At 64.7% G+C, this 21,830-nt stretch carries 12 protein-coding genes; 2 read left to right on the top strand and 10 right to left on the bottom strand.

The features are described from left to right. Positions 1-98 precede the first annotated feature (98 nt). From AB0I59_RS40900 to AB0I59_RS40875, 6 genes are all read right to left on the bottom strand, one after another. Entirely contained in the window at positions 99-1,604 is a 1,506-nt protein-coding gene (locus AB0I59_RS40900; protein WP_358142223.1) for a serine/threonine-protein kinase, read from the bottom strand. 26 nt (positions 1,605-1,630) lie between these two features. Next, positions 1,631-3,535: an N-6 DNA methylase gene (locus AB0I59_RS40895; protein ID WP_358142220.1), complete on the bottom strand. Its 1,905-nt coding sequence runs from the start codon at positions 3,533-3,535 to the stop codon at positions 1,631-1,633. Next, positions 3,532-4,248, bottom strand: a complete 717-nt coding sequence (locus tag AB0I59_RS40890; protein WP_358142217.1) for a M48 family metallopeptidase — start codon at positions 4,246-4,248, stop codon at positions 3,532-3,534. Before AB0I59_RS40890 ends, AB0I59_RS40895 begins: the two co-directional genes overlap by 4 nt. Before the next feature lie 7 nt (positions 4,249-4,255). Next, on the bottom strand, positions 4,256-7,483 hold the full coding sequence (locus tag AB0I59_RS40885) for a type I restriction endonuclease subunit R (RefSeq protein WP_358142213.1): 3,228 nt from the start codon (positions 7,481-7,483) through the stop codon (positions 4,256-4,258). A 91-nt stretch (positions 7,484-7,574) separates the two neighbouring features. Then, positions 7,575-8,867 (bottom strand): restriction endonuclease subunit S, encoded by a 1,293-nt coding sequence (locus AB0I59_RS40880; protein ID WP_358142210.1) that lies wholly within the window; start codon positions 8,865-8,867, stop codon positions 7,575-7,577. Beyond that, positions 8,860-11,337 carry a type I restriction-modification system subunit M gene (locus AB0I59_RS40875; RefSeq protein WP_358142207.1) on the bottom strand — a complete coding sequence of 826 codons (2,478 nt, stop codon included), beginning with the start codon at positions 11,335-11,337 and terminating at the stop codon, positions 8,860-8,862. The genes AB0I59_RS40880 and AB0I59_RS40875 overlap by 8 nt, the downstream gene beginning before the upstream one ends. A gap of 219 nt (positions 11,338-11,556) precedes the next feature. Here AB0I59_RS40875 and AB0I59_RS40870 point away from each other — a divergent pair, with 219 nt between their 5' ends. Next, positions 11,557-14,940, top strand: coding sequence for a DEAD/DEAH box helicase (locus AB0I59_RS40870; RefSeq protein WP_358142204.1), 3,384 nt, complete (start codon positions 11,557-11,559; stop codon positions 14,938-14,940). On the opposite strand, the gene AB0I59_RS40865 is transcribed toward AB0I59_RS40870, so the two are convergent. Further along, positions 14,864-16,507, bottom strand: a complete 1,644-nt coding sequence (locus AB0I59_RS40865) for an Hsp70 family protein (RefSeq protein WP_358142201.1) — start codon at positions 16,505-16,507, stop codon at positions 14,864-14,866. The two genes, AB0I59_RS40870 and AB0I59_RS40865, sit on opposite strands and share 77 nt — an antisense overlap. 116 nt (positions 16,508-16,623) lie before the next feature. Further along, positions 16,624-18,861, bottom strand: a complete 2,238-nt coding sequence (locus tag AB0I59_RS40860) for an amino acid adenylation domain-containing protein (RefSeq protein ID WP_358142198.1) — start codon at positions 18,859-18,861, stop codon at positions 16,624-16,626. A gap of 182 nt (positions 18,862-19,043) precedes the next feature. Here AB0I59_RS40860 and AB0I59_RS40855 point away from each other — a divergent pair. After that, a protein-coding gene (locus tag AB0I59_RS40855) for an IS3 family transposase (protein ID WP_358142226.1) occupies positions 19,044-20,188 on the top strand; the annotation gives its coding sequence in 2 pieces (ribosomal slippage) (positions 19,044-19,257 and positions 19,257-20,188; 1,146 coding nt in all). Between the two features lie 78 nt (positions 20,189-20,266). Here the strand turns inward: AB0I59_RS40855 and AB0I59_RS40850 are convergent. Beyond that, positions 20,267-20,716, bottom strand: a complete 450-nt coding sequence (locus tag AB0I59_RS40850; protein WP_358142195.1) for a hypothetical protein — start codon at positions 20,714-20,716, stop codon at positions 20,267-20,269. Positions 20,717-20,761: 45 nt separating this feature from the next. After that, positions 20,762-21,826: a hypothetical protein gene (locus tag AB0I59_RS40845; RefSeq protein WP_358142192.1), complete on the bottom strand. Its 1,065-nt coding sequence runs from the start codon at positions 21,824-21,826 to the stop codon at positions 20,762-20,764. Positions 21,827-21,830: the final 4 nt, after the last annotated feature.

Here is a 21,830-nt window from a genome sequence, read left to right as displayed (position 1 = left end):
ACACGCAGAGTGTGAAGCGATCACGCCGACCGTGGTGGGACCTTGATCGGCGTGTCACCACGAAACAGGGCAAACCCAGGCTGATGCGGCACTAGGCATCATAGAGCGGCCAGGAGCTCCAGAACTCGCACGCTCGCGGGGTGTTCCGGTCCATAGATCCGCGTCAGGTCGTCGAGAAGGCTCGTGAGCGTAATGCGGGCCGCCTCGGCGTCACCTGCGGACTGCTCAAGTTCACCGATCTGCCGCCGCAGCTCCAGCGTCCGCGGATCGTCCTCGGGATAGACGCGGAGTTCGTCCGCCAGCAGGTCCCCCATGATCTGCAGGCACAGCTGCGTGTCTCCGAGCTGCAGGTGACAGATCGCCTCCTGCATCCTGCTCTGGAAGGCCCGTTCGTCGTCATCACCGAGTTGCTTCGCGAGCTGCTGGAACGCCTGCGCTGCGGCCAGATAGTCTCCCCCCTCGAACAGCACATTCGCGAGATGGCCGCGCAGGTCCAGCACCTCGCTGTCGCCCGGTGCGAGAACCCGGCTCGCCGGAGCGAGGACTTCCGCGAGCACATCGGCCGCGGCGTCGTACTGCGAATCGCGCACGAGCGAATCCGCGCGCCGACGTGCCCTGCCGATGTCACTCCGGCTGAAGTCGCTCTGTTCAAGCGGTCCGACCTGGACGACGGCCGGAGCGCCGCTCGTGATGGTACGGCTGACCGCGTGGGCGTACATCCGCACCGGGCTGGGCTCGGGGGACGTCACGTCCAGCAACGGACCAGTGCCCGAAAGGTACGGCATCAGCCGGTCGTGGACTTCACGCGCGCTCGTTGGCCGGTCATTGGGGCGCTTGGCCAGCATGGACATCACCACCTCGTCCAGCTCTCGTGGCACATCGGGCCGCAGTCGACCGACGGGCGCCGCCGGAGAACCGACCTGCTGCTTCATGATGCTGAACGAGGTCGGTCCGGTGAAGAGCGTCCGTCCGGTGAGCAGCTCATGGAGCACGCATCCCAGCGAATACAGGTCGCTACGCACGGTGAGTTCGTTCTGCTCCACCTGCTCGGGAGACATGTACGACTCGGTGCCCAGGATCTGGCCGGTCCTGGTCAGCTTCGTCAGCTCGGGATCGTGCATGACCGCCAGCCCGAAGTCGACCACCTGGACCGAGCCATCGCGGCAAAGCATCAGGTTGGACGGCTTAAGGTCCCGGTGCAGGATCTCCTTCCCGTGCGCGGCTTCCAACACCGCTGCGACCTGTGCGCCTACCGAAGCCACCCATCCGATGGACAACGATCCGTGCTCAGCCACGATGTCATCGAGCCCGACCCCGTCGATGAACTCCATCACCATGAACTGCCGCCGTCCGTGTACCGGATCGTCGTACACCCCTATGTCGTGGACGGCGGGCGTGCCCGGATGGCGCAGCCTGGCCATGATCTTCGCCTCATGGTCGAACCTGGCCTCGAGCTCCTGATCACGGACTCCGTTCGGGAATTTGACGAACTTGATCGCGACCCTGCGGCCGAGCTTCTCGTCGGTCGCTCCCCAGACCTCACCCATGCCACCCCCACCGATGTGAGTGGGGTCGAGTATGTATCGATCGAGAATGGCGGCCACCATGCCTCCGGCGAACTACAAGGGGATCATTCGGGACGCAGGGTCCCATCAAACAGGCCGTCGAAGCCGGCCGCCACGAGATTCTCGCTCATCTCGCGCATCGCTCTGGTCGCGTCCTCAAAGGCGAGGAGCCTTCGAAACGCCTCGCCGTATCGGCGCTGCTCCTCGATCGTCAGGCGGGGCAGCTGGGTCCGACGCGGATCGAGCCGCATCGACGAGCCGAGCCTGATCGAAGAGCCACCCGCTGCCCGCAGGCAGCCGGCCAGGAAGTGCGGATCGAGCCGATCCGGGTCCGTCCGAATAAGCAGAAGCTGGGGACCGAGGACGGCTCCCGACTCCGCCATCACGCGAGGTGCCGAACCGCTGCCCGTCACCACAGGCGCGATCACATCACCCGCGACGATTCTGACCAGGCCCGGAGCATCGGCTGTCCGTCCGCTCGGCGTACGGCCCAGCATCAAGTCCTTCGCGGTCAACATCGGCAGGTCACCCTCAGCCGTGATTCGGAGCGGCCCTTGCAGGATGGTCACCACACCCGCTCGGGCAAGCTCCCCGATGGTCGTCATCGGCAAATCACCACGCTTGGCCGTGGCCAGCGCCGGAAGGCTGCTCACCACGCCCTTCACCAGCGCCTCGGTCTTGTCCTGTAGCGCCGTGAACCCCGCGGAGGGCTGATCCAACGAAGCCACCCGGTGGCTCGTCGTCAGGTCTACCTCCTCATCGAGGAGGTCGATGATCCGGACGGTGCGGCTTCCACCAGGCAAGTCGGCACCATCGCAGAAAGCCCGCCAGGCTCCCTCCGCAAGTGCCAGATCCTCTCCGGCGTTGACCATCAGCACGTCCGACGGTGGCTGCTCATCCGGCTCAGGACGGCGAAGCACCCATAGATCCGGCGCCCCACTAGATGCGGGAGCCGCGCCCGCGGAAAGTGTGATGATCGCCCGCAGCGCACCGCCACGTAGCAGGTTCCCGCGCACCCGTCGGCCGGGGCGTCTGCTGGCGGCCGTACCCGGCATCATGATGACCACCAGACCGCCCGGCTTGACATGCGACAGGCAGTGCTGCACCCAGGCCAGCTCCGACTCCCCACGCGGTGGCAGGCCGTACTCCCAGCGGGGATCGCTGGTCAGCTCTTCGTAACCCCAGGCGCGTTCGTTGAATGGCGGGTTGCAGATCACCACGTCTACGCGTTCGCCGGGAAACGCGTCCGCGCGCAGCGAGTCACCGTCGACCACGATGCCGTCAGAACCGTGGAACTCCAGACGGACCGCAGCCAACCGGGCCGCGGTCGCGTTCAACTCCTGGCCGAGAGCGCGCGACGCGCCGGACACGATGAGCAGCGTGCCGATCCCACAAGCCGGATCCAGGACGGTCGCACCGGAAGTACCACCGATCTTAGCCATCACGTCGGCGATGCTCGGCGGCGTGGCCAGCAGCCGACGAGAGTGCAGCTCGACGTAGCGGTCGCAGATGCCGTCGAACGCCGCCACCGGACCCTCTGCCACGCCCACGTCGGCGACGGCTCTGATCAACGCGGCATCTACGCCGACTCCCGCGGGGACATCCACCGGAATCCGCTGGAGCAGAGAGTCGTCATCCAGGCGGGCGAGCTTCCGCCAGCCGGAAGGATCACGATGGATGAGAAGCAGCAGGCCTCCCGCATAGGCGACGGCGTCACCCAGGCGGAGATCGTCGGTGATGGCACGCAGCCGCTGCCAGACCCGCTCAAGCGGCGCGACTTCCACGTATCTGTCATGACGGCGCAGCCACTCTTCAATCTCGATGAGGGAGAATGCCGGGCTACTCGCCGTGCCGGCAACGGGTCGCGGAAAATCCTCGAACCGCTTGCGCCAATTGCTGACCGCGGCTCGGCCGACATCGGCAAGCCGCGCGATGTCGGCGGCGTTGACCGTCACGTCGTTTTGCATCATCGTCCTCCCTCCGGGAGCCAAAGGTCATTTCCTGCACGGCGGAGCCGCTCTCGACAGTCCTCATAACCGGGCATCGTCCGCTCGACAATCCGCCAGAACTCGGGACCGTGGTCGGGTCGTCGGAGATGCGCCAGTTCGTGCACAAGGACATAGTCGATCAACGTTGGCGACAATTGCATCGTGGCCCAATGGATGTTGACCTGCCCATCCTGTGAACACGATCCCCATCGGTAACCAAGGGGCCGCACCCGCAGCCCGGTCATCTCGGTGCCCATCCGGGAAACCCAGGGCTGGACGCGCCTACGAAGCCAGGGATCACCTACCCGGCGATACCAGCGGACCAGGTCCCTGGCCCCACCGCCCTCGGCGAGTTCCAAGCGCCCACGGCTCAGCCGTACGTCTCCCGAGTCGACGATCCGCAGGCGATACGACCGGCCCAGGTAGAGGAAGCCCTCGCCCGAGACGTACTCTTTCTCCGGCGGATTCTCACCCAGATCACGCTTCTCGGCGAGCTTGCCGTACAGCCAGGGCCGCTTGGCCTCGACCATCCTGGTCAGTTCGTTTTTGGAGATCCCAGGCGGCACGACCGCGGTGACCGAGGCGTCCCGCTCCACGGTCAGTCGCACGCTCTTTCGGCGGTCGCTCACCGACACGGCGATCCTTAGCTCACCGACGTGCAGAACCCCGGGAAAATCACTCACGGTCACCAGCATCCCAGGCTCACGCCCTCTGGATGAAATGGCGGTTGCTCTTGATCACGTCGAAGAGTTCCGTGGCGAGCTGATCGAGCTGCTCGTACTCCCCCAGGTCACGCTCGTGGAGGATGACGAAGATGTCGTCTCTGAGCACGTCCTGGTCATAGCGCTTGCGCCAGAAGTCCTGCCGGTGGATCGTCTGGGCGGCCTTCAGATGGACCTCCCTGGCGACGTCGGCGAACCGAGCGTCCGTGAGCGCTTCCTCAGGCGAGGTCGCCAGCCCTGCGGTGATGGTCCGGTGCAGCCGGGCCTCCGTCTCACTCAGGCCGAACAGGTTCTCCTGCTTCTCCTCGGTGATCTCGGTCATCAGGCTCTTGAGCGCGAGCACCTGCTGATCCCAGTCATCCTTGAGCTCGGTGAGGATCTTCTCCAACCGCTCGCTGAGCAGCTGGTAGCGAGCCGGATCCTCTCCGCCATGGATGGAGATGTGATGCCGGATCGCATTCTCCATCTCGGATGCCTTGGCACGGGAGCCGCCGGTCATCGCCTCGACCTTCGCCGCGAACCCGGGGGCCGTCATCTTGATCGGCGGCAACTGCTCCTCGATGCCGAGCGAGGCGATGTGCTCGTCGATCAGCGCCCGAACCTTCGCGCCGTACGCGCCGGGGTCGAACTCCCCCGAGTCGATCCGGTAGCGCCGGTTCGCGGTCAGCTTGATGACCATGAACCGCTTCAGATCCGGCAGGTACGGCTTGGCCGCCGGGTCGGGCAGCACCGTGTTGACGGTCGCGGCGAAGCGCCGGAGCTCGGCGTTGAACCGGTCCCGCAGTTCCGGATCGGAAAGCTCCTGAACACAACGCTCGACATCGTCGGGATCGCGGAACATCATCAGCAACCGCTGCAGCCTTGGCTCCAGCTTGCCGATCTCCACGCGAGCGTCTCGCAGCGCTCCGGTGGCATCGTCACCTTCGTCGCCCTCGAAGTTCTCCGCCGCGAACATGCGCAGCGCTTCGAGAAGGTTCTCCGCGACCCCCCGATAGTCCACGACCCGTCCGTGGGGCTTGCGGTCCGCCTTGCGGTTGACCCGCGCGATCGCCTGCAGCAGGTCATGCTCGTACAGCCTGCGGTCGAGGTACATCACCTGCTCGATCGGAGCGTCGAAGCCGGTGAGCAGCATCGTCCTGACGATCAGGAAGGCGGTGTCGTTCTCCCCGAAGGGCCGGATGAAGCCGTCGATGCGATCCTTCTGCTTCGTCTCGTCGGTCCACTCGGCCATGAGGTGCTCCTCATCGGAGTCCCCCGCTGAGATGACCGGCACGAAATCGATCCGCTTCAGCAGGTCGAGGACCCTGGCGGCCCGCACCAGCCGAGCGCGGCTGGCGATCTTGATGTCCTCCGGCGGGGTGGCGAGCACATTCGGCGGCAGCTTTTCAATAGCACTGACCAACTCGTCGCGGGCGGCCCGGAACGCGTCTCGATAGCGCACGGTGGTCATCCTGTCCTCGACCACCAACTGCGCCTTGAAGCCCTCGGGCAGCACGTTGTCCACGTAGTGGTGCAGCATGTGCTTGGCCTTGGCATCGATGAGCTGCTGCGCGGCCGACACTTTGCCCTTGGTGGCCCACCGCTGCTGCAACTGCCGGCGTTCCTCGTCGTCGAGATCGCCGAATTCGTCTTCGAAGATCTCGTCGAGATCCTGCCGGTCGCGGACGGCGCCCTTCACCTTGGCACCCTCGTACAGGATCGGGACGATCACCTCGTCCTCTTCGGCCTCCTTGAGGCGATAGGTGTCGATGAACGGCCCGAACAGGTCGACGCTTGTCTTGCGCTGGCCCTTTCTGGTCATGATGGGCGTGCCGGTGAAGCCGATCCTGGCGGCGTTCGGCAGCGCCTCGCGCAGGTTCGCGCCGAGTGACGCCGTGTGCGAGCGGTGCGCCTCGTCGATCAGGACCACGATCGACTCGTCGGTGTTGATCTCACCGAGCGAGGTGTTCGCGGAGAGGCCCTCGCCGCCCTGGTTTTTCTGGATCATGACGAAGACGACGGCCGGGCCGAGCTGGGCCAAGAGGGTCCTGGCCTTGGCGGCGGACTTGGCGGTGTCGATCGCCTCCCCGCTGAGTTGCATGGTGCCGCTCAACTGGTCCTGAAGCTGGGTGCGGTCGGTGACCACAACGACCTTGACGTTCGCCAGCTCGGGAGTGAATCGGAGCCGGCGCACCAGGAACGTCATGGTGATGCTCTTGCCCGACCCCTGGGTATGCCAAATGATCCCGCCGCGCCGATCGGCCTCACCGTCCTGCGTGCGTGTCTTGCCGGTCAGCAGCCGCCTGATCGACTTCTCAACGGCGCGGAACTGCTGGTAGCGCGGCGCAACCTTGATGGTCTTGCCGTGATCGGTCGTCATGAACGTGACGTAGTTGTGCACGATGTTCAGCAGATTGGCCGGTTCGAGCACTCCGGCGGCCAGGATCTCCTGCCTGCTGAGCTGATCGGCGTTCTTGCCCTGCTTCGCGGCGAGCTCGTCCTTGGTGAGTGGGTAAGGATCGCGCCACGGCACGTAGTGCTCGTATTCGGCGGTGAACGTGCCGATCCGGGCGTCCTCGCCGCTGGTCGCGACGGTCAACTGGACCGCGTGGAAGAGCTTCTGGTTCCCTGTACGGCTCTCGCTCTTCACCTGCTCGGCGTATCTGCGGATCTGGCCGACGGCTGAGCTCAGGTCGGTCTCGGTGGTCTTCTTACATTCGACGACCACGAGGGGGATGCCGTTAACGAAGAGGACGATGTCGGGGACGATCAGCCCGCGTCCGCCGGGGATGTCCACCCGGAACTGGTTGACCACGGTGAACTCGTTGTTCTTCGGGTTCTGCCAGTCGATGTAGTGGACCGTGCGTGTCTTGCCGCTCTCCCAGCCTTGGACGCCTTCGACCTGGGCGCCCTTGAGTAACAGCTCGGTGATCTGGCGGTTGATTTCGAGGAGGCTTCCGGGGGCGGTGCGGGTCAGGGCGTTGACGGCCGAGCTGATCCGGGTCTCATCCAGCCACTCCGCACCCTGCGAGTTCTTGTTGATCCGTAACAGCGCGTCGCGCAGCTTCCGTTCCAGGATCACCTCGTCGAACCGGTCTCGGCCGGTTTCGCGGGCGATGGTCGGGATCACCGCGTAGTACGGAGCGCCTTCCAGATGGTGCCAGCCCATGCTCTTGAGCTGCTCGATCAGCGGCTTCTCCACCAGCGTGTATTCCAGCTCACTCGCCATGATCCCGCTCCCGTCTTCTATTGCCCGCTTCGCCAACACCCCCGAATACGACCCCGAATCGGGCGGACTACAGTCCGCCCTGTCGAGCCTCCTAAAGGTTTTCCAGTACGGTTTCCGCCTCCGCCACCCGCACCCGCCCCGTCAGCAAGTCCTCCATGAGCCCCTGCTTGAGGAGAGTTAGATGGCGCGCCTTTCGCATGAGTGCATTAACTTGGGCCGCATATCCAGCGTCAATGCGCACCACATGATCCATCCGTTCCCTGTCAGACCATGGAATCATTAGGCGGCGGATAGACGCCTGGCTGATGTTTTTCATACTTCCACTAGTACCCGTAGCCGCGATCTCGATCTGCCGCCGAACCTCGGCTATCGCGAGGATAAGGTGCACGTATTCCCTAGATGAAAAATCATCGTCAACGCGCAACCGAAGCGTTTTATCGCAGAGCATAAGGCCAGGCGGAGTTTCATCCACGATGCAGGCCATGCCGACCAGCTCGGCGGTGTTGGCGCGGGTTATGAGCAGGTCTCCGGAACGAACGCATAGTTCCTTGATCTGCAGTGATCGGTCGCGTGCGACTTTGTTCTCTTCGGGGCGGAACCCATTGCGTCCAATTGCGCTTACTTTGAGGACTCCCCATTCACCGGGTCCCGCCGGAGTGTCTTCGACGCTGGGACTGTTTCCCGCCTCGATTTTGATCAGAGCACGGCCCAATGGTGCCAGGACCCATGGCCCCCGGCCGCGTGATTCGAGGGATCCGAGTTCGGAGGCCTCGAAGGACTGCAGGACGCGCAGCCCCTCCGCCATCAAATCTCGCACATGCGCGAGTCGAATCTGCGCATACTTGTTAGCTGATAGTCGAAGAGACGAGATCGCCTGATCGAGGGTGTCGAGGATCTCCGCGATCCGCCGCTGCTCATTTGCAGTGGGTAGATTAATAACTCGACGCTTCACGATTGCGCCGTTGATGTTTGCCTGCGTAGTCTGCGCCTTATACTTGCCCCAATCGCCCCGCGACCAGTTGAGATAGTGATACAAGAATTTCTCGTGACACTTAAACGGAGGTATTAGGGCCGCGAGAGCCTGGTTGGCAGAAATGGAGTAGCGGGCAATCTTTACTAAGCCCACCGTTCCGTACATCGAGATCAGAATCGTCCCAGGAGGGTACACCTTCAGGGCCGATTCTCGAAGAGCTGCCTTTGTAACTCGAAGGGTGGTTTCGTCGAGATAGGAACCATTCGCGGCGGTAAGGTCCTCAATCTTCGCAAAGAGAGTTCCCGCACCCTCTCTGTAATAGCGTGAGTTGCCAGATTGAGGCGTTGCCCCGCTGGTCACATCTGAGCAAAGGTCGCCAAGCGTTGCAGAACCCCAATCGCCCTTACGCATAGCCGAGCTCCTTGAGGTAGGACTCCAGGCGGGCGGCGGCGGCCTCTCGTTGGGCTTCGAGGTCGCGGAGGGTGACCGCGTACTTGTCGGCCCAGGTGCGGAAGGCCGTCTCCAGGAGTCGACGGGCGGTGGCCGTGCGGGAGTCGAGACGGGAGGAGAGCTGCAGGCGGAGGACGTCGATGACCAGTGCCTGGCGGTCGTCTTCGCTGAGCGCTTCAGCTGCCATGCGGAGTCGGGGCAGGAAGTCATCCTCCAGCGCACCGACCTTCTTCCTGGCGGTGGCCGTGGCGGACTTCAGCTTCTTCAGCTCGGCTTCGGAAAGCTTGTCTTCCGGCTCCTCGGCCTCGTCCTCGTCGTCCTCGCTCGGCTTGGCGGTAGCGGCCTTGAACCGGGCGTTCAGCTCGGCGTACGCGGCCTCGGCCTCCTCCAGCTGCACCAGATACTCCGGGATGAGCGCCGGGACGACGCGGTGGTCGCGGGCCTTGCGCTTCTCCGCCGCGACCTTCTGCTTGTCCCAGTACTCGACGTCCCCCTCGTCCAACGCGAACGCCGACTCGATGGTGGTGACCCAGCCTTCGACGACGCCCGCGAAGCCGTTCAGCGCCAAAGTCTTGCTGTCGTACTGGATTTCGCCCCACCAGGCGGCGACGACACCGGCCAGCTCGAACCTGTCCAGCAGGCCGAGCGGCTTGAGTTCCGCGACGAACGACTCCAGCAGCTCCGCACGGATCTCCATGACCTTCTTGGAGTCGGGGAGTTCGGCCAGCCGCTTGCTGTGCCGGGACCACCAGTCGGCGAATGCCTCGCGGAGCCGTGACTCCGCAGGCTCGGCCAGCGCCGGAAGCCGTTCGGCCGTCACCTTCCAGCCCTCGGGGAGGAAATCGTAGTAGTCGGCGGCCTTCTCCTCGCCACGCCCATCGGTTCGTTCGCTTCGCTCGGCAAACAACGTGGCCGGGTCGATGCCGAACGCGGTGAACAGGTGGGCCTTGTCGGCAACCTCGGCCTTGGGGACGCCACCGTGCAGATGGGCCCAGACGTCCTGCGGCTCCGGCGGCGGCGTGTTGTCGACGTAGCGGCGGATGTTGAGGTTGAAGTCGTTCTCCCTCAACTCCTTGACATCCACGACGCGGGCGAAGCGAGGAATGTCGCGGTACTCCTCGTACGCGGCGACGATCTTCTCAGCGTGCTGCGGGTCGAGGCAGTTCTGCGCGCGTCCGGCGGTGAACTCGCGGTCGGCGTTGATGAACAGCACCTTGCCGCGCCGCTCCTCGGGCCGCCGCGCCGTGCCGCGCAGGATGAGGACGCAGGCGGGGATGCCGGTGCCGTAGAAGAGATTGGGGGCGAGGCCGATGACCGCCTCCAGGCGGTCGTCCTTGATGATGCCCTCGCGGATGTCCTTCTCCTTGCCGCCGCGGAACAGCACGCCGTGCGGGAGGACCGTGGCGCCGATGCCGTCGGGGGTCAGCACGGCAAGCACGTGCTGGGCGAACATGAGGTCCGCCTTCTTGCCGGTGTCCGGCGCGAAGCCGTACTTGAATCGCTCCTTGTGTTCCATGTCGGCGGCGACGTAGTTCTGCGAGAACGGAGGGTTGGTGAGCACCCGGTCGAAGCGCATCAGCTCGCCGCCTTCGAGGTGCTTGGGATCGGCGAGAGTGTCCTCGTTCTCCAGGCTCGCGTTGAGCACACCGTGAAGGATCATATTCATCTTCGAGACAGCCCAGGTGGTGCCGTTGTACTCCTGGCCCGCCAGGGTCAGATCGCGGTGGTCCAGGCCGTGCTCCTCGACATACTCCTTGGCGTGGATCAGCATGCCGCCCGAGCCGGAGCACGGGTCATAGATCCGCATGCCCGGCCCGGGCTTAACCAGGCGGACCATCATGCGGACGACGCCACGCGGGGTGTAGAACTCGCCGCCCTTCTTGCCGGCGGAGTCGGCGAACTGGCCGATCAGATACTCGTACGCGGCGCCGAGCAGGTCAGGGAACTCGAAGTCCTCGTTGCGCAGCCGCACCCGGTTGAAGTGGTCGATCAGCTGCTGGAGCCGCTTGTCGGGAATGGTCGACTGACCGACCTTGCGCATGAAATCGATGTGCTCAAGCACGCCTTCAAGTGCAGTGGAGTTGGACTCCTCCAGCGCGCTGAGCGCGGTGTTGAGCAGGTTACCGACGTTCTTCTCGCGGGAGTGGTCCTTGATGTGCCGCCAGCGGGCCTTCTCCGGCACGTAGAAGCTCTCGCCCCGATAGAAGTTGGGGGCGGCGGCCATCCGCTCCGCCTCGTCCTGACTCTTCCCCTGCCTGACCCACTTCTCGACGAGGTCCTTGCGGACCGCGTCGAACTGGTCGGAGGCCCGCTTCAGGAAGAGCATCCCGAAGATGTACTCCTTGAACTCCGAGGCGTCCATCTTGCCGCGGAGGATATCCGCGGCCCCGAACAGATGCCGCTCAAGCTGCGGCAACGTCAGCTTCGCCACGTAGTGGGCCTCATTCCTTGAACCGGGGAGAACGGGTCAGCGCGACCGACACGATGACAACGAGATCAGTCTCGCAGGCGTCACATCGAGGGGCATGCGCTTCTCCAGTATCAACGCGACTCCGTTGACATGCACACCACCAAGGCGAGATCGTTACATAAACTCCACGCCAATTAGCTGTGATTCCCATTCACAAACGATGTTCGCCTGGGAGCCCCCATGCCGGATGACCTGCGATATCACCCCTCGATCCACGATCTACGCTGGCTGAGCCGGCTCACCCCGGCGACCTGCCTGGTCATCGGAGACGTCCCCGATGGCTCGCGGGACAGGCTCACGTCGCTCGCCCCAGAAGTACGAGGCGCGCCGATCTCTCCCTTCAGTGGCCTGCTCCATCAGGGGGCGTACGCGGTCGAGAACGATGGCGAGTGGCATGCGATCGTCGTCCTCATCGGTCAGGTTCCAGCCGCGGCGGCTTCCGCGGAACAACGCTTCACAAAGTCGGGGCACCTCGTCATCGCCTCGGCGTTCCACCAGCAGTTTTGGGACCGGTCCCAGCCGCTCATAGGTGACGCGCGTTTCCGGGCCGGTGACATGGTGCGTCCCAACGGCGTCTCCACCGTCGGCAGCGTCACCGCGGTGGTGCGCTTCCCGGGAGGTTACGTGTACGACGTCGACCTCCGTGGCGAGGTGAAGCGTTTCAGCGAGCAGTCGCTCCATCCGGTTCAGGGCGACCCAAGCGACCCGAAGTTCTGGCTGACCCAGACCCCTGCCGACGCGGCAGGGCTCTCACTCACGCTCACCTGGACCAAGCTGAGCCATCCGCTCACCGACACGCTCTACTCCTTCTCGTCGAGCAAGACCGTGTTCCGCGCCTACCAGTTCAAGCCCGTGCTCAAGATTCTCACCGGGTCGTCCGGCCGCATCCTCATTGCCGACGAGGTCGGTCTCGGCAAGACCATCGAGGCCGGGCTGATCTGGAGTGAGCTCGAACAGCGGGGAAAACTCGACCGCGTGCTGGTCCTCGCGCCGTCAGTGCTCAAGTACAAGTGGCAGGCCGAGATGAGGCGGCGTTTCGACCGCAAGCTCGACCTGATGGCGCCACGCGAACTGGACGATTTCGCCGACAGGCTTGAACACGGCGAGAGTCCCACCCTGCACGGCGTGATCTCCATCGAGTCGCTGCGTAGCGCCGACAAAGTGCTGACCCGGTTGACGACGCTCCAGCCACGTTTCGACCTCGTCATCATCGATGAGGCGCACAGCATGCGGAACCGGGAGAGCAAGTCCAACGCCCTCGGCCAGCTCCTGGCTGACTGGAGCGACTACCTGGTGCTGCTGTCGGCCACCCCGCTCAACCTCGGCAACGACGACCTCTTCAACCTGATGAGCCTCCTCGACGAGGGCAGCTTCAACGACCGGGACACGTTCGAGCGCCAACTGGTGCCCAACACGGTGCTCAACGACGTGACCAGATCGCTGATCGAGAACCGGAGACCGCGCGAACTGCTGGCCGGCCTCGACCGGCTCGACGGCATGCGTTTCGGGCGGAACATCACCGACCGGCCCGACTACCCCCTGCTCCGCGAGCTGCTCGACGTGGACCGGCCGCTCACCCACGAGGAGAAGGCACGCGCCAGGCGCCTGCTCGCCGACCTGAACGTGCTCAGCGGCGTGCTGACCCGGACCCGCAAGGCCGACGTACCCGATCGCAAGGCCGTACGGGAGCCGCGCAACATCGACGTGGAGTGGACGGACGAGGAACGCGCCTACTACAACGCGGTCTTCGTGTGGGCGTGGAAGCGCGCCTGGGACAAGGGCGTCCCCCCGGGCTTCATCATGCAGATGCCGCTGCGGCAAGCGGCCAGCTGCATCCCCGCCTCCCAGGAGGCGCTGCGCCGACGCGACCCCTCATTTTTCCGGAGTGAAATCGACGACGTCGACGACGACCTGGACGACGGGGACATCGACGCTCTGCAGAACTACCTGACACAGCAGATCAAGCCGGTAGTGGTCGATACGAAATACGACAAGTTGCTGGAGGAACTGCGGAAACTTCGTGCCATCGGCAGCCGCCAGGTGATGATCTTCTCGTTCTTCCGGGGAACCCTGTCGTACCTCGCCGACCGGCTCGGCGAGCACTTCACGTATCGCGTGATGCACGGAGGCGTGCCTCCGCTGGAGCGCCAGGACATCATGCGGGAGTTCCGGGACGGCGGCTTCGAGATCCTGCTCCTGAGCGAGGTCGGATCCGAAGGCCTCGACTTCGAGTTCTGCAATGTCCTCGTGAACTACGACCTGCCGTGGAACCCGATGCGGGTCGAGCAGCGCATCGGGCGTCTCGACCGGTTCGGCCAGGAGCACGAGAAGATCTTCATCTACAACATGCGCGTGCCGGGGACCATCGAGACGGACATCTTCCAGCGGCTCTATGACCGGATCGGCATCTTCCAGAGCTCCATCGGAGAGCTCGAGCCCATCCTCCGCGAGAACTATTCGAAGCTGCTCGACCCCGGGCTGAGCCAGGCCGAGGTGGAGAAGCAGATCGAACAGATCGCGGTCGCGGCCAAACAACGCGACCACGCCACCGACGAGCTGAAAGCGTCCCGGGCACTGCTGTCCGGCTTGGACGGACTGCTGGTGGAGGGCTTCACCGAACACGGTCCCGGCAACGGCAGATTCATCGGCGCCTCGGAGATCCGGATGGTGATCGACCGGCTCTTCCAGAAGTATGGCGCCCGCCGTACCGAACCGGACGAGCAAGGAATCTTCCGCATCACCGGTTCGCCGGAGCTTGCCGAGAAGCTCCGGCAGAACAGGCCGGACGATTCGGGGAGCCGCTTCGCTCCGTACAAGCTCGCCGCCCGCCTCCAGAATCGGGAACCGTTGGAATGCACCTTCGACCCCGAGACCGCGAGCAAGTACGACACGGAGTTGCTGTCCGCCCGGCATCCGCTGGTCAAGCTGGCCCTCGGCGTCCTGCACGACGAGAATCTCGCCCTGCCGCGCTTCGGCTCTGTCACCGTTCCCGGCCTGCCGACGGGACGCCGCTATCTGATGACCGTGGACCTCGCCGAGTCCGAGGGGCTGCGTCAACAGCTTGAGCTCTGGGGCACCGCGATCGACCTGGAGACCGGCGAGGTGTCGGAGAGCGTGGGAGACGCGTTGCTCACCGCCCTCGCCGAGGGTTCGTTGGGCGACGGCGATCCGGAAGTCCCGCAGGACCTCATGAAGATCTGGCGGGTCGCCCAGGACCACATCGCGGCCAGGCTCGTCGAAACCGAACGCACACGGCAGCAGGAGAACGCGGCACTCGTCGAGGGCCGGATCCGCGCCCAGGAGAGCACGATCGATCTCCAGATCCGCAAGAGTCTCGACCTGCTGGGGAAGCTCACCGACAAGAGCATCCGCCGCCTCCACGAGGGACGGTTGCGCAACCTCCGTGCCCGACGCCAGGCCGTACGGGACGAACTGAGCGCCCACAAGGCGCTCAGCCTCTCGCTGCGCCCCGTGGCGGTGGTTCTCGTCAATAGTGCGGCGGCGCCCACTCCTTCTGGCCGTACCCCCAGTCCCCCTCAAGCTCGGGAGGCTGCGGCGCGGTAACCGACTTGAGCACCAGCTCGGCGAAGTCGCCACCGCGGATGACCGGCCAGCGGTCGACGCGGAGGTCCCGGGAATGGCCGGATCCGTCGCGGATGATGATCCGGCCATCGCAGTACATCCGGAACAGCAGGTCGTCACCGAGCCGGAACGGGAGATGGTCCCGAGACTCGTTGTCGATCTTGATGTTGACAGTCTCGCCCGTGATCGATCGGACGGTGAGCCGACCCCTGCCGTGACGAGGACACTGAAAGTCCGTCCCCTGTCGGCTGTAGTAGACCGTACTCATCGACAGCGCCTGCCATGGGTCGTAAATCGGCGTGTGCGCGCGATAGAGGACCTGCCTACCTCCGTCCCATTCGAGGACGAAGTCGAAGCTGGGGCGATGCAAGTTGAGCCGTTCGTAGTCGGAGGTTGAGGCGAGTCCTGCGACGATCGCCTCCTCGGGAACCACCCCGATCTCGTCGAAGACCTCAGCGTGCGGGAACAGAGCGCCGATCCGCTCGCCGACGTAGGGAATGCGGCTCATCCCACCGACCAGGAGCACATATTTGATCTCACCGGCCAGGCCGTCCATCCCCAGCCTGCGCAGCTCTTCCGGTGAATGGGTCCGCCAGCCGTCACCCTGCACGGGGATGGTCTCCGTCATCTTCGCCGCGCGCAGTGCCGCCCATATGAACTGCTCCGCGTCGGCCATCTGTGGCCTGAATGCCTCCACCAGTTGCTCGCGGAGGTAGGTCAGCACCGGCAGCTCGCTCATGCCACGGAAAACGACCTGGTGGGACGGCACAGTTGACAGACGGATCTTCGCCTCGCGTGCCACGTTGAGCAGCAGCGACCGCACCCTGTCCGGGTTGGGCAGGCTGTTCACGGGAACCTTAAGGCGTGCCAGCTCGCCGGTGAACTGTGCGGCGATGGCGGCGTCCAACGTGTCACCGGCCTTGGCGTTACCAAGAGCGGACAACACGGAGATCTCGGGCTGGTCCTTGCCCCCGATGTCTAGGACCGCGATGTCGAGGGTTCCGCCCCCCATGTCGAAGACCAGAAGTTTGCCCTTGGGCCGCTTGCCGGGCTGGTAGAAGCGATGATTCGCCCAGGCGACACCCGCCGCAATGGGTTCGTCGATGAGGCTCGACCCGCTGATTGGGAGACTCGCCTCGGCCGCGAGCCTGAGCAGCCGTTCGCGCTGGTCACCGCTCCACATGGCAGGGCAACCGAGCCGGACCTCGTCCGCGTCGTCGAGTGGGTGCTCGGCGGCCTTGGCTCTCCTGGCGATCTCGGAGAACAGCGCGACGATCACCTCGTCGGCGTCGATCTCGTCGGATCCGACCTGGATGGTCTGGCGATCCTCGGTGATCGTCCGCTTCACGGACCTGATGACCTGATCGGAGGAAAGCCCATCCGCGTCCTCGCCCAGCAGCAGAGAGCCGCCCCGGAGTCCGGCCACCGATGGAAACCACGGCGTGCTGCGCCCGAGTGGGGCGATCTCGACAGGCTGCCGCCCGATCTGCTCGGCCACCAGTGAGGTTGACGTGCCGAAGTCCACACCGATCGCCCGCCTCGCCGCCATCGGCCCTCCTCCATCGCTCGATCCAAAGATCACGCCAGGAATAGCGACTCTGGCGTAGTGGTCAAGCTAAGGCATACGGCCGACATTTTTTGGGCTTATCAGATGCTTTCCACTCTTTAGCACTCCGCGGGTTCGACGAGGGCTTTGTGCAGCAAGATCTCCTCACCGGAGGCGGCCCATGTATATCCGGGGCGAATAACGGTCACCACAGATCCGGGAATAGGTGCGCCAACAATCGAGTCATGGAGAAGTGGGTCGAACTCCGACTCCCTTTTCACATCACCGATGGGCCGCAGTGAATGTGCGGCGACCAGGCCGCGTACCCGCTCGATCACAACCGCTGGAGCGGTGTCGGCGTTCGCCAGCTCCTCCACTTCGGCTGCCAGGTCGGCAAGCGCCCGGACGACATCGATCTGGAGCTGACGCTCCTGTGCGGCCCGGATCCTGATCGCCCGGGTCTGCACATCCTGGAGATCCCGCTCCAGTCTGGTGCATCGCTCCGCGACCTCCTGGGCTCTCAGCTCGGCTTCCTCGGCCAGTTTGACCGCCGTCGCGGATTCCTCCCGGGTACTCATGAGGTCCTTTCTGAGCGCGTCCACCCTGCCTTGCCCGCTCAACGAATCCGTCCAGGAAGCTGCGATCGGATCCTGATCACTCACCCGTCGGAAGGCGTCGGCTACATCGGACGCGGCGAGATGCTCGGCCAGTCCGGCCGGAAGGCCGAGAAAGAAGCTCAACCTGGAGCGAGTGGTGGCGGTGGACAGCTCAGCGGCCACAATCGGCCGGATCACCCGGTCGGTCACGTCAGGCAGTGAGATCACCCTACTCAACGGCCCCCTGATGCATTCACTGAGACTCTGTACGGTCACACCGTTCCACCATTTGTCATCCGAAATGATGTCGGGTCGCGCCTGGGCGACGGCCGCCATCAGAGCGACGCGACCGCCTTTCCCGCTGAAGGGTAGCCGGCGCACAATGCGCGCCACGGTTTCTACTTCAGCGGCGTCGCCAAGCAGGTCGGGGAGCTTTCTCGCGACGACGTGAGCGGCGGTATCCAAAACATCGAGTTCCGTTTTCTGTGGTTCTACCAGCAGACGGACGATCAGCTCGATGTAGGCCGCCATGCACGCGTTCGGCAACGAAGCCGCCGAGGAAGCACGCCTGACCAGCCACACCGCTGCAGCTCGAACATCCGGGGTGCCCTCCTTGCGCAGCTCAGCCGCAGCGGCATCGATGACTGCCCCTGCGACGGCTGGATCGAGGCGAGCCAGGATTTCTTGGAGGTCAACGGTTCCGATCGTCCGTGGAACGGCAAGGAGCAAGACCTCAATGACCAGACGCTCTTCTCCTTCCGCGGCGGAAAGGAGCGTATCGATGACGGAATCATCCAACACGCCGAGCCGCGCGCCCACCCGCAGCGGTGTGCTCAGATATCCCTGCCCCGGCCGGGAGGACGCGTCACCAAGGGCCTCCCCCAATACCTCCCGCAGCGATCGTTCGGCGATCGCGGGGGGCTCCACCTGCTGCGATCGCCCGGCGGTAGCGGCGGACTCAGAGTCCACGTCGCCGGGCCGGCGCTTGTCGCCGCCCGCGTCGGTGATTCGGGACTTCTTCCGGCGCCGCGGTCCAGAGGCCGCCGACTTCAGCTCTTGCGGCGCGGATTCCGCGGCGCGCTCACCGGGATCTTCCTCTCCCGCGCGCTGGTCGACGACCTGCCGGTCACCCCCGCCTTCACCTCGAACGACAAGCTGCGCCTGCAAATGGCTAGCAGACGGCTCTTCGCCACTCCTCGGCTGTTCTTTCGCCGCCGGAGCCGACACATGGTTCGGTGCCGAAGTCTCGACACCGGCGGATTCCGGATTCCCTGAAATGGTCGCGGATTTCGAGGCCCTTGAAGTCCCCTTAGCAACGGCCTCCGTCGTTGTCCCGGTGGGCCGGAGCCACCGGTAGGCCTTCTCCTTCACCTGCACGTCATCACGTTTGGCGAGCTTTGCATATGTGGACTTCCACGCCTTGTCCACCATCTCTTTTTCGAGACCGAGCTCGACCAGTTGTTCCTTGATGTGCGCGGCCTTGAGACCTTTGGAAGCCTCGCCCAAGAGCTTCAGGATCATCCCCATCGGATCACGCGCGAAGCGCTCGACGACGGCTGGGCGATCGATGAGGGACTGGTGACGCAGCGTGCCCGCGATGGCCAAGAGGGTGTGAACGCCTAGCCGTACGTTTTCCTCCACAGTGCCGTCGTCATTCCACTGCACCGTGGCGACAGTGCCTTCCCTCGAAAGCACCGTCCCCACTCGGAGTCTCTCATCGGCATGCTGCGGCCTGCGCACCGCGACTTCAGCTCGATCCACGGCTGTCACTGTAGAGGCAGGCGGCCCGACACCGACCCGCAAATGAGGTGGGATCACGCGAATTCCCGCGGACCTGACACTGAAGTTGGCCCGGTTTGGTGGACACCTGACCTCTGGGGAACCCTGGTTCCCGGAAGGAGTCCACTGTGCCGAATAACTATCCGCCGGAGTTCCGCCGGCAGATGGTGGAACTGGTGCGCGCGGGACGGTCGCCGGAGGATCTCGCCAAGGAGTTCGAGCCCTCCGCGCAGTCGATCCGTACCTGGGTGCGCCAGGCCGACCTCGATGACGGCCGCCGCCAAGACGGCCTGACCAGCGCCGAGAAGGACGAGCTGGCCCGACTGCGCCGTGAGAACAAGATCCTCCGCGAGGAGAAGGAGATCTTGCGTAAGGCCGCGGTTTTCTTCGCGCGGGAGACGGATCGGCCGAGATGAAGTACCGGCTGATCGATGCGGAGAAAGACCACCACGATGTCTCCCTGCTGGCCCGGGTGCTGGGTGTGTCGCGCCAGGGCTACTACGCCTGGGCCAAGCGCGGCCCGTCCGCTCGCGCCCATCGTGATGCCGAGCTGACTGAGAAGATCCGCCGGCACCATACGGCCTCCGATGAGATCTATGGAGCGCCGCGCATCCACGCCGACCTGCGCGAGATCGACGGGGAGAAGGTGGGCCGCGAGCGAGTGGCGCGGCTGATGCGCGCGGCTGGGCTGGCCGGTGTCTCCCGGCGCAGGGGCTGTCGCACGACGATCGCGGATCGGCGGGCTGCAGCCGCATCCGACCTGGTGAAACGGAAGTTCGAAGCGGACGAGCCGAATCGGATCTGGACGGCCGACATCACGTACGTGCCGACCTGGCAGGGGTTCGTCTATCTCGCTGTGGTCTTGGACGTGTTCTCCAGGCGGATCGTCGGCTGGGCGATGGCCGACCACATGCGGACCGAGTTGGTGACCGACGCGCTGGCGATGGCGGTTCACCAGCGCCGCCCCAGCGTCGGGGTGATCCATCACAGTGACAAGGGCAGCCAGTACACCTCGATCGCCTTCGGCCAGCGATGCGCGCAGGCCGGGGTTCGCCCCTCGACGGGCAGGACCGGGACATGCTTCGACAATGCGATCACGGAGAGTTTCTTCGCCTCGCTGGAGTGCGAGCTGATCGACCGGCGGACCTTCCGTACCAGGTCAGAAGCCGAACGAGCCGTGTTCGCCTACATCGAGGGCTTCTACAATCCACGCCGCCGCCACTCCGCGAACGGCCAGCTCAGCCCCGCCGAATATGAACGTCGACACGTAATCAAGAGCATTCAAGAAGACGGCTATGCTGCCGCGTAGCTGAAAGCCCTGACCTGTCTACCGAACCGGGGCAACTCCAACACCTACCTCATCATGCTGAGCGTAAGGGGCTCCGCCTCAGTCGTGATCATTTGATGGCGATGAGGGCCCGGGCCCATGCATTGCCAGCCCGGATATCCGTCCCGCCTGGATGACGGGCCCGTGCTGCACGCCTCCGCTGATGACGTTGTGCACGTCGCCCGTCGGCCCTGCCAGTGACCGCGCGCTCGACGCCTTCATAAACCGCTGCAGGTCGTCAGCTAGAGCAGGATCCGCCTCAAGCAGACGGGACAACCGGCTTCGCCACTCGCCCTCGATGCTGGTCACGGTGAGCTGGTCGTCGGACGCGCTCGCGGCCAGCAGTTCGTCACGAGAGGCGTCGAGCTCCTGCGCTGTTTCCTTCACGGCTTTCCCACGTGCGAGCATGCGGGCGATCCCTTCCTTCACCTGTGTCCAGGAATCCGAGATCATCAGCCCCACCAGCGTCGCCGCGCCCGAACTCGCCAGTGCCATCAGTTCAGGATCCACAGCCAGCCTCCTTGAACGCCGTCGTCGATGCGGTCCTGCTCGCGGTCATTGACCCGGCTCGCCGTCCGGCTCCGAGGGAAATGGATCAGAGTCGTCGAATAGCGAGGGGCCTGGTGCGTCGAACCGACGGTCGAGATCGTCGGCGATCTCCTGCCTGCCGTGCTTACGCAGGACATCGGCCACCTGCCGGGCGAGCAGGACGCGTTCCGGATTCCCTTCTCTGAGGTCCATCGTCTCCAGGAAGGCATCGAAATGGTCGGCGGGAGTCTGGGAGGCCAACGGCGACGCGGCCGTTTCGCCATTCCCCGCATACACCGCCGAAGTAGCCCCCCATTCCCCGATAGCTGGACCCAGTACGAGGTGCTGGAACTGCTCGGGCACGCGCGCGTTGTTCGCCGCGGAGGAGAGCTGGGCAAGCAGGCCGATGTCCTTCACCGTCTTCTCGACATGGTCATCGTTCTTCGCGAGCCACCAGACCACGGCGCTGCCGGTATCCTTCAGCACATTCTCGCTGAGGTACGCACGCCTGCTCTGCTCGTACCTCATCTCGTGCTCCCAGACGGTGTTCTCCTTCCGCGCCGACGCGAGCTTGGCGAGCCGGTTCCGGTCCTCCTCCGACAGGGTGAGTGTGACGGATTCGGCCATCGCCCGAAGGCAGCCCGTCCCGTCCGGCTCCATCCAGCCCAGCGCGCCGCTCAGCTCGTGCTGTACGAGTGACGCCCGGCCGGGTAGCTTGCCCTCGGTTACCCTGCGGGCGCGTTCGAGGATCGCATCGACCGCCAATGCCTCGATGTTGACGAGGGATTCGTCCGCCCGGACACCGGATGGCGACCACCGGACCGTCGCGGAGAACACGAAGTCGTAGTCCTCCCAGGCACTGGGCAGGGCGACTTCGGCCAGGCGGTGCTCCCTGCGCTCCACCGGCATATCCGGCGGCTGTGGGGCAGGGTAAGGGACTGCCTCTTCTGACCGGCGCCCCCATTTCTCCACTCCAAGCCATAGGGCCGTAAGTAGTACGAGCAAGAGGAATCCAAGCCACAAGGGCTGAGGAGCGAAGAAGATGAGAGCGACGAGGAGCAACCCGCAGAACACAACGAGGTAGACCGTCATCGTC

The sequence above is a fragment of the Microtetraspora glauca genome (assembly GCF_040656155.1).
GTDB classification, from domain to species: Bacteria; Actinomycetota; Actinomycetes; order Streptosporangiales; family Streptosporangiaceae; genus Microtetraspora; species Microtetraspora glauca.
This window is presented reverse-complemented; position numbering and strand designations above follow the sequence as displayed.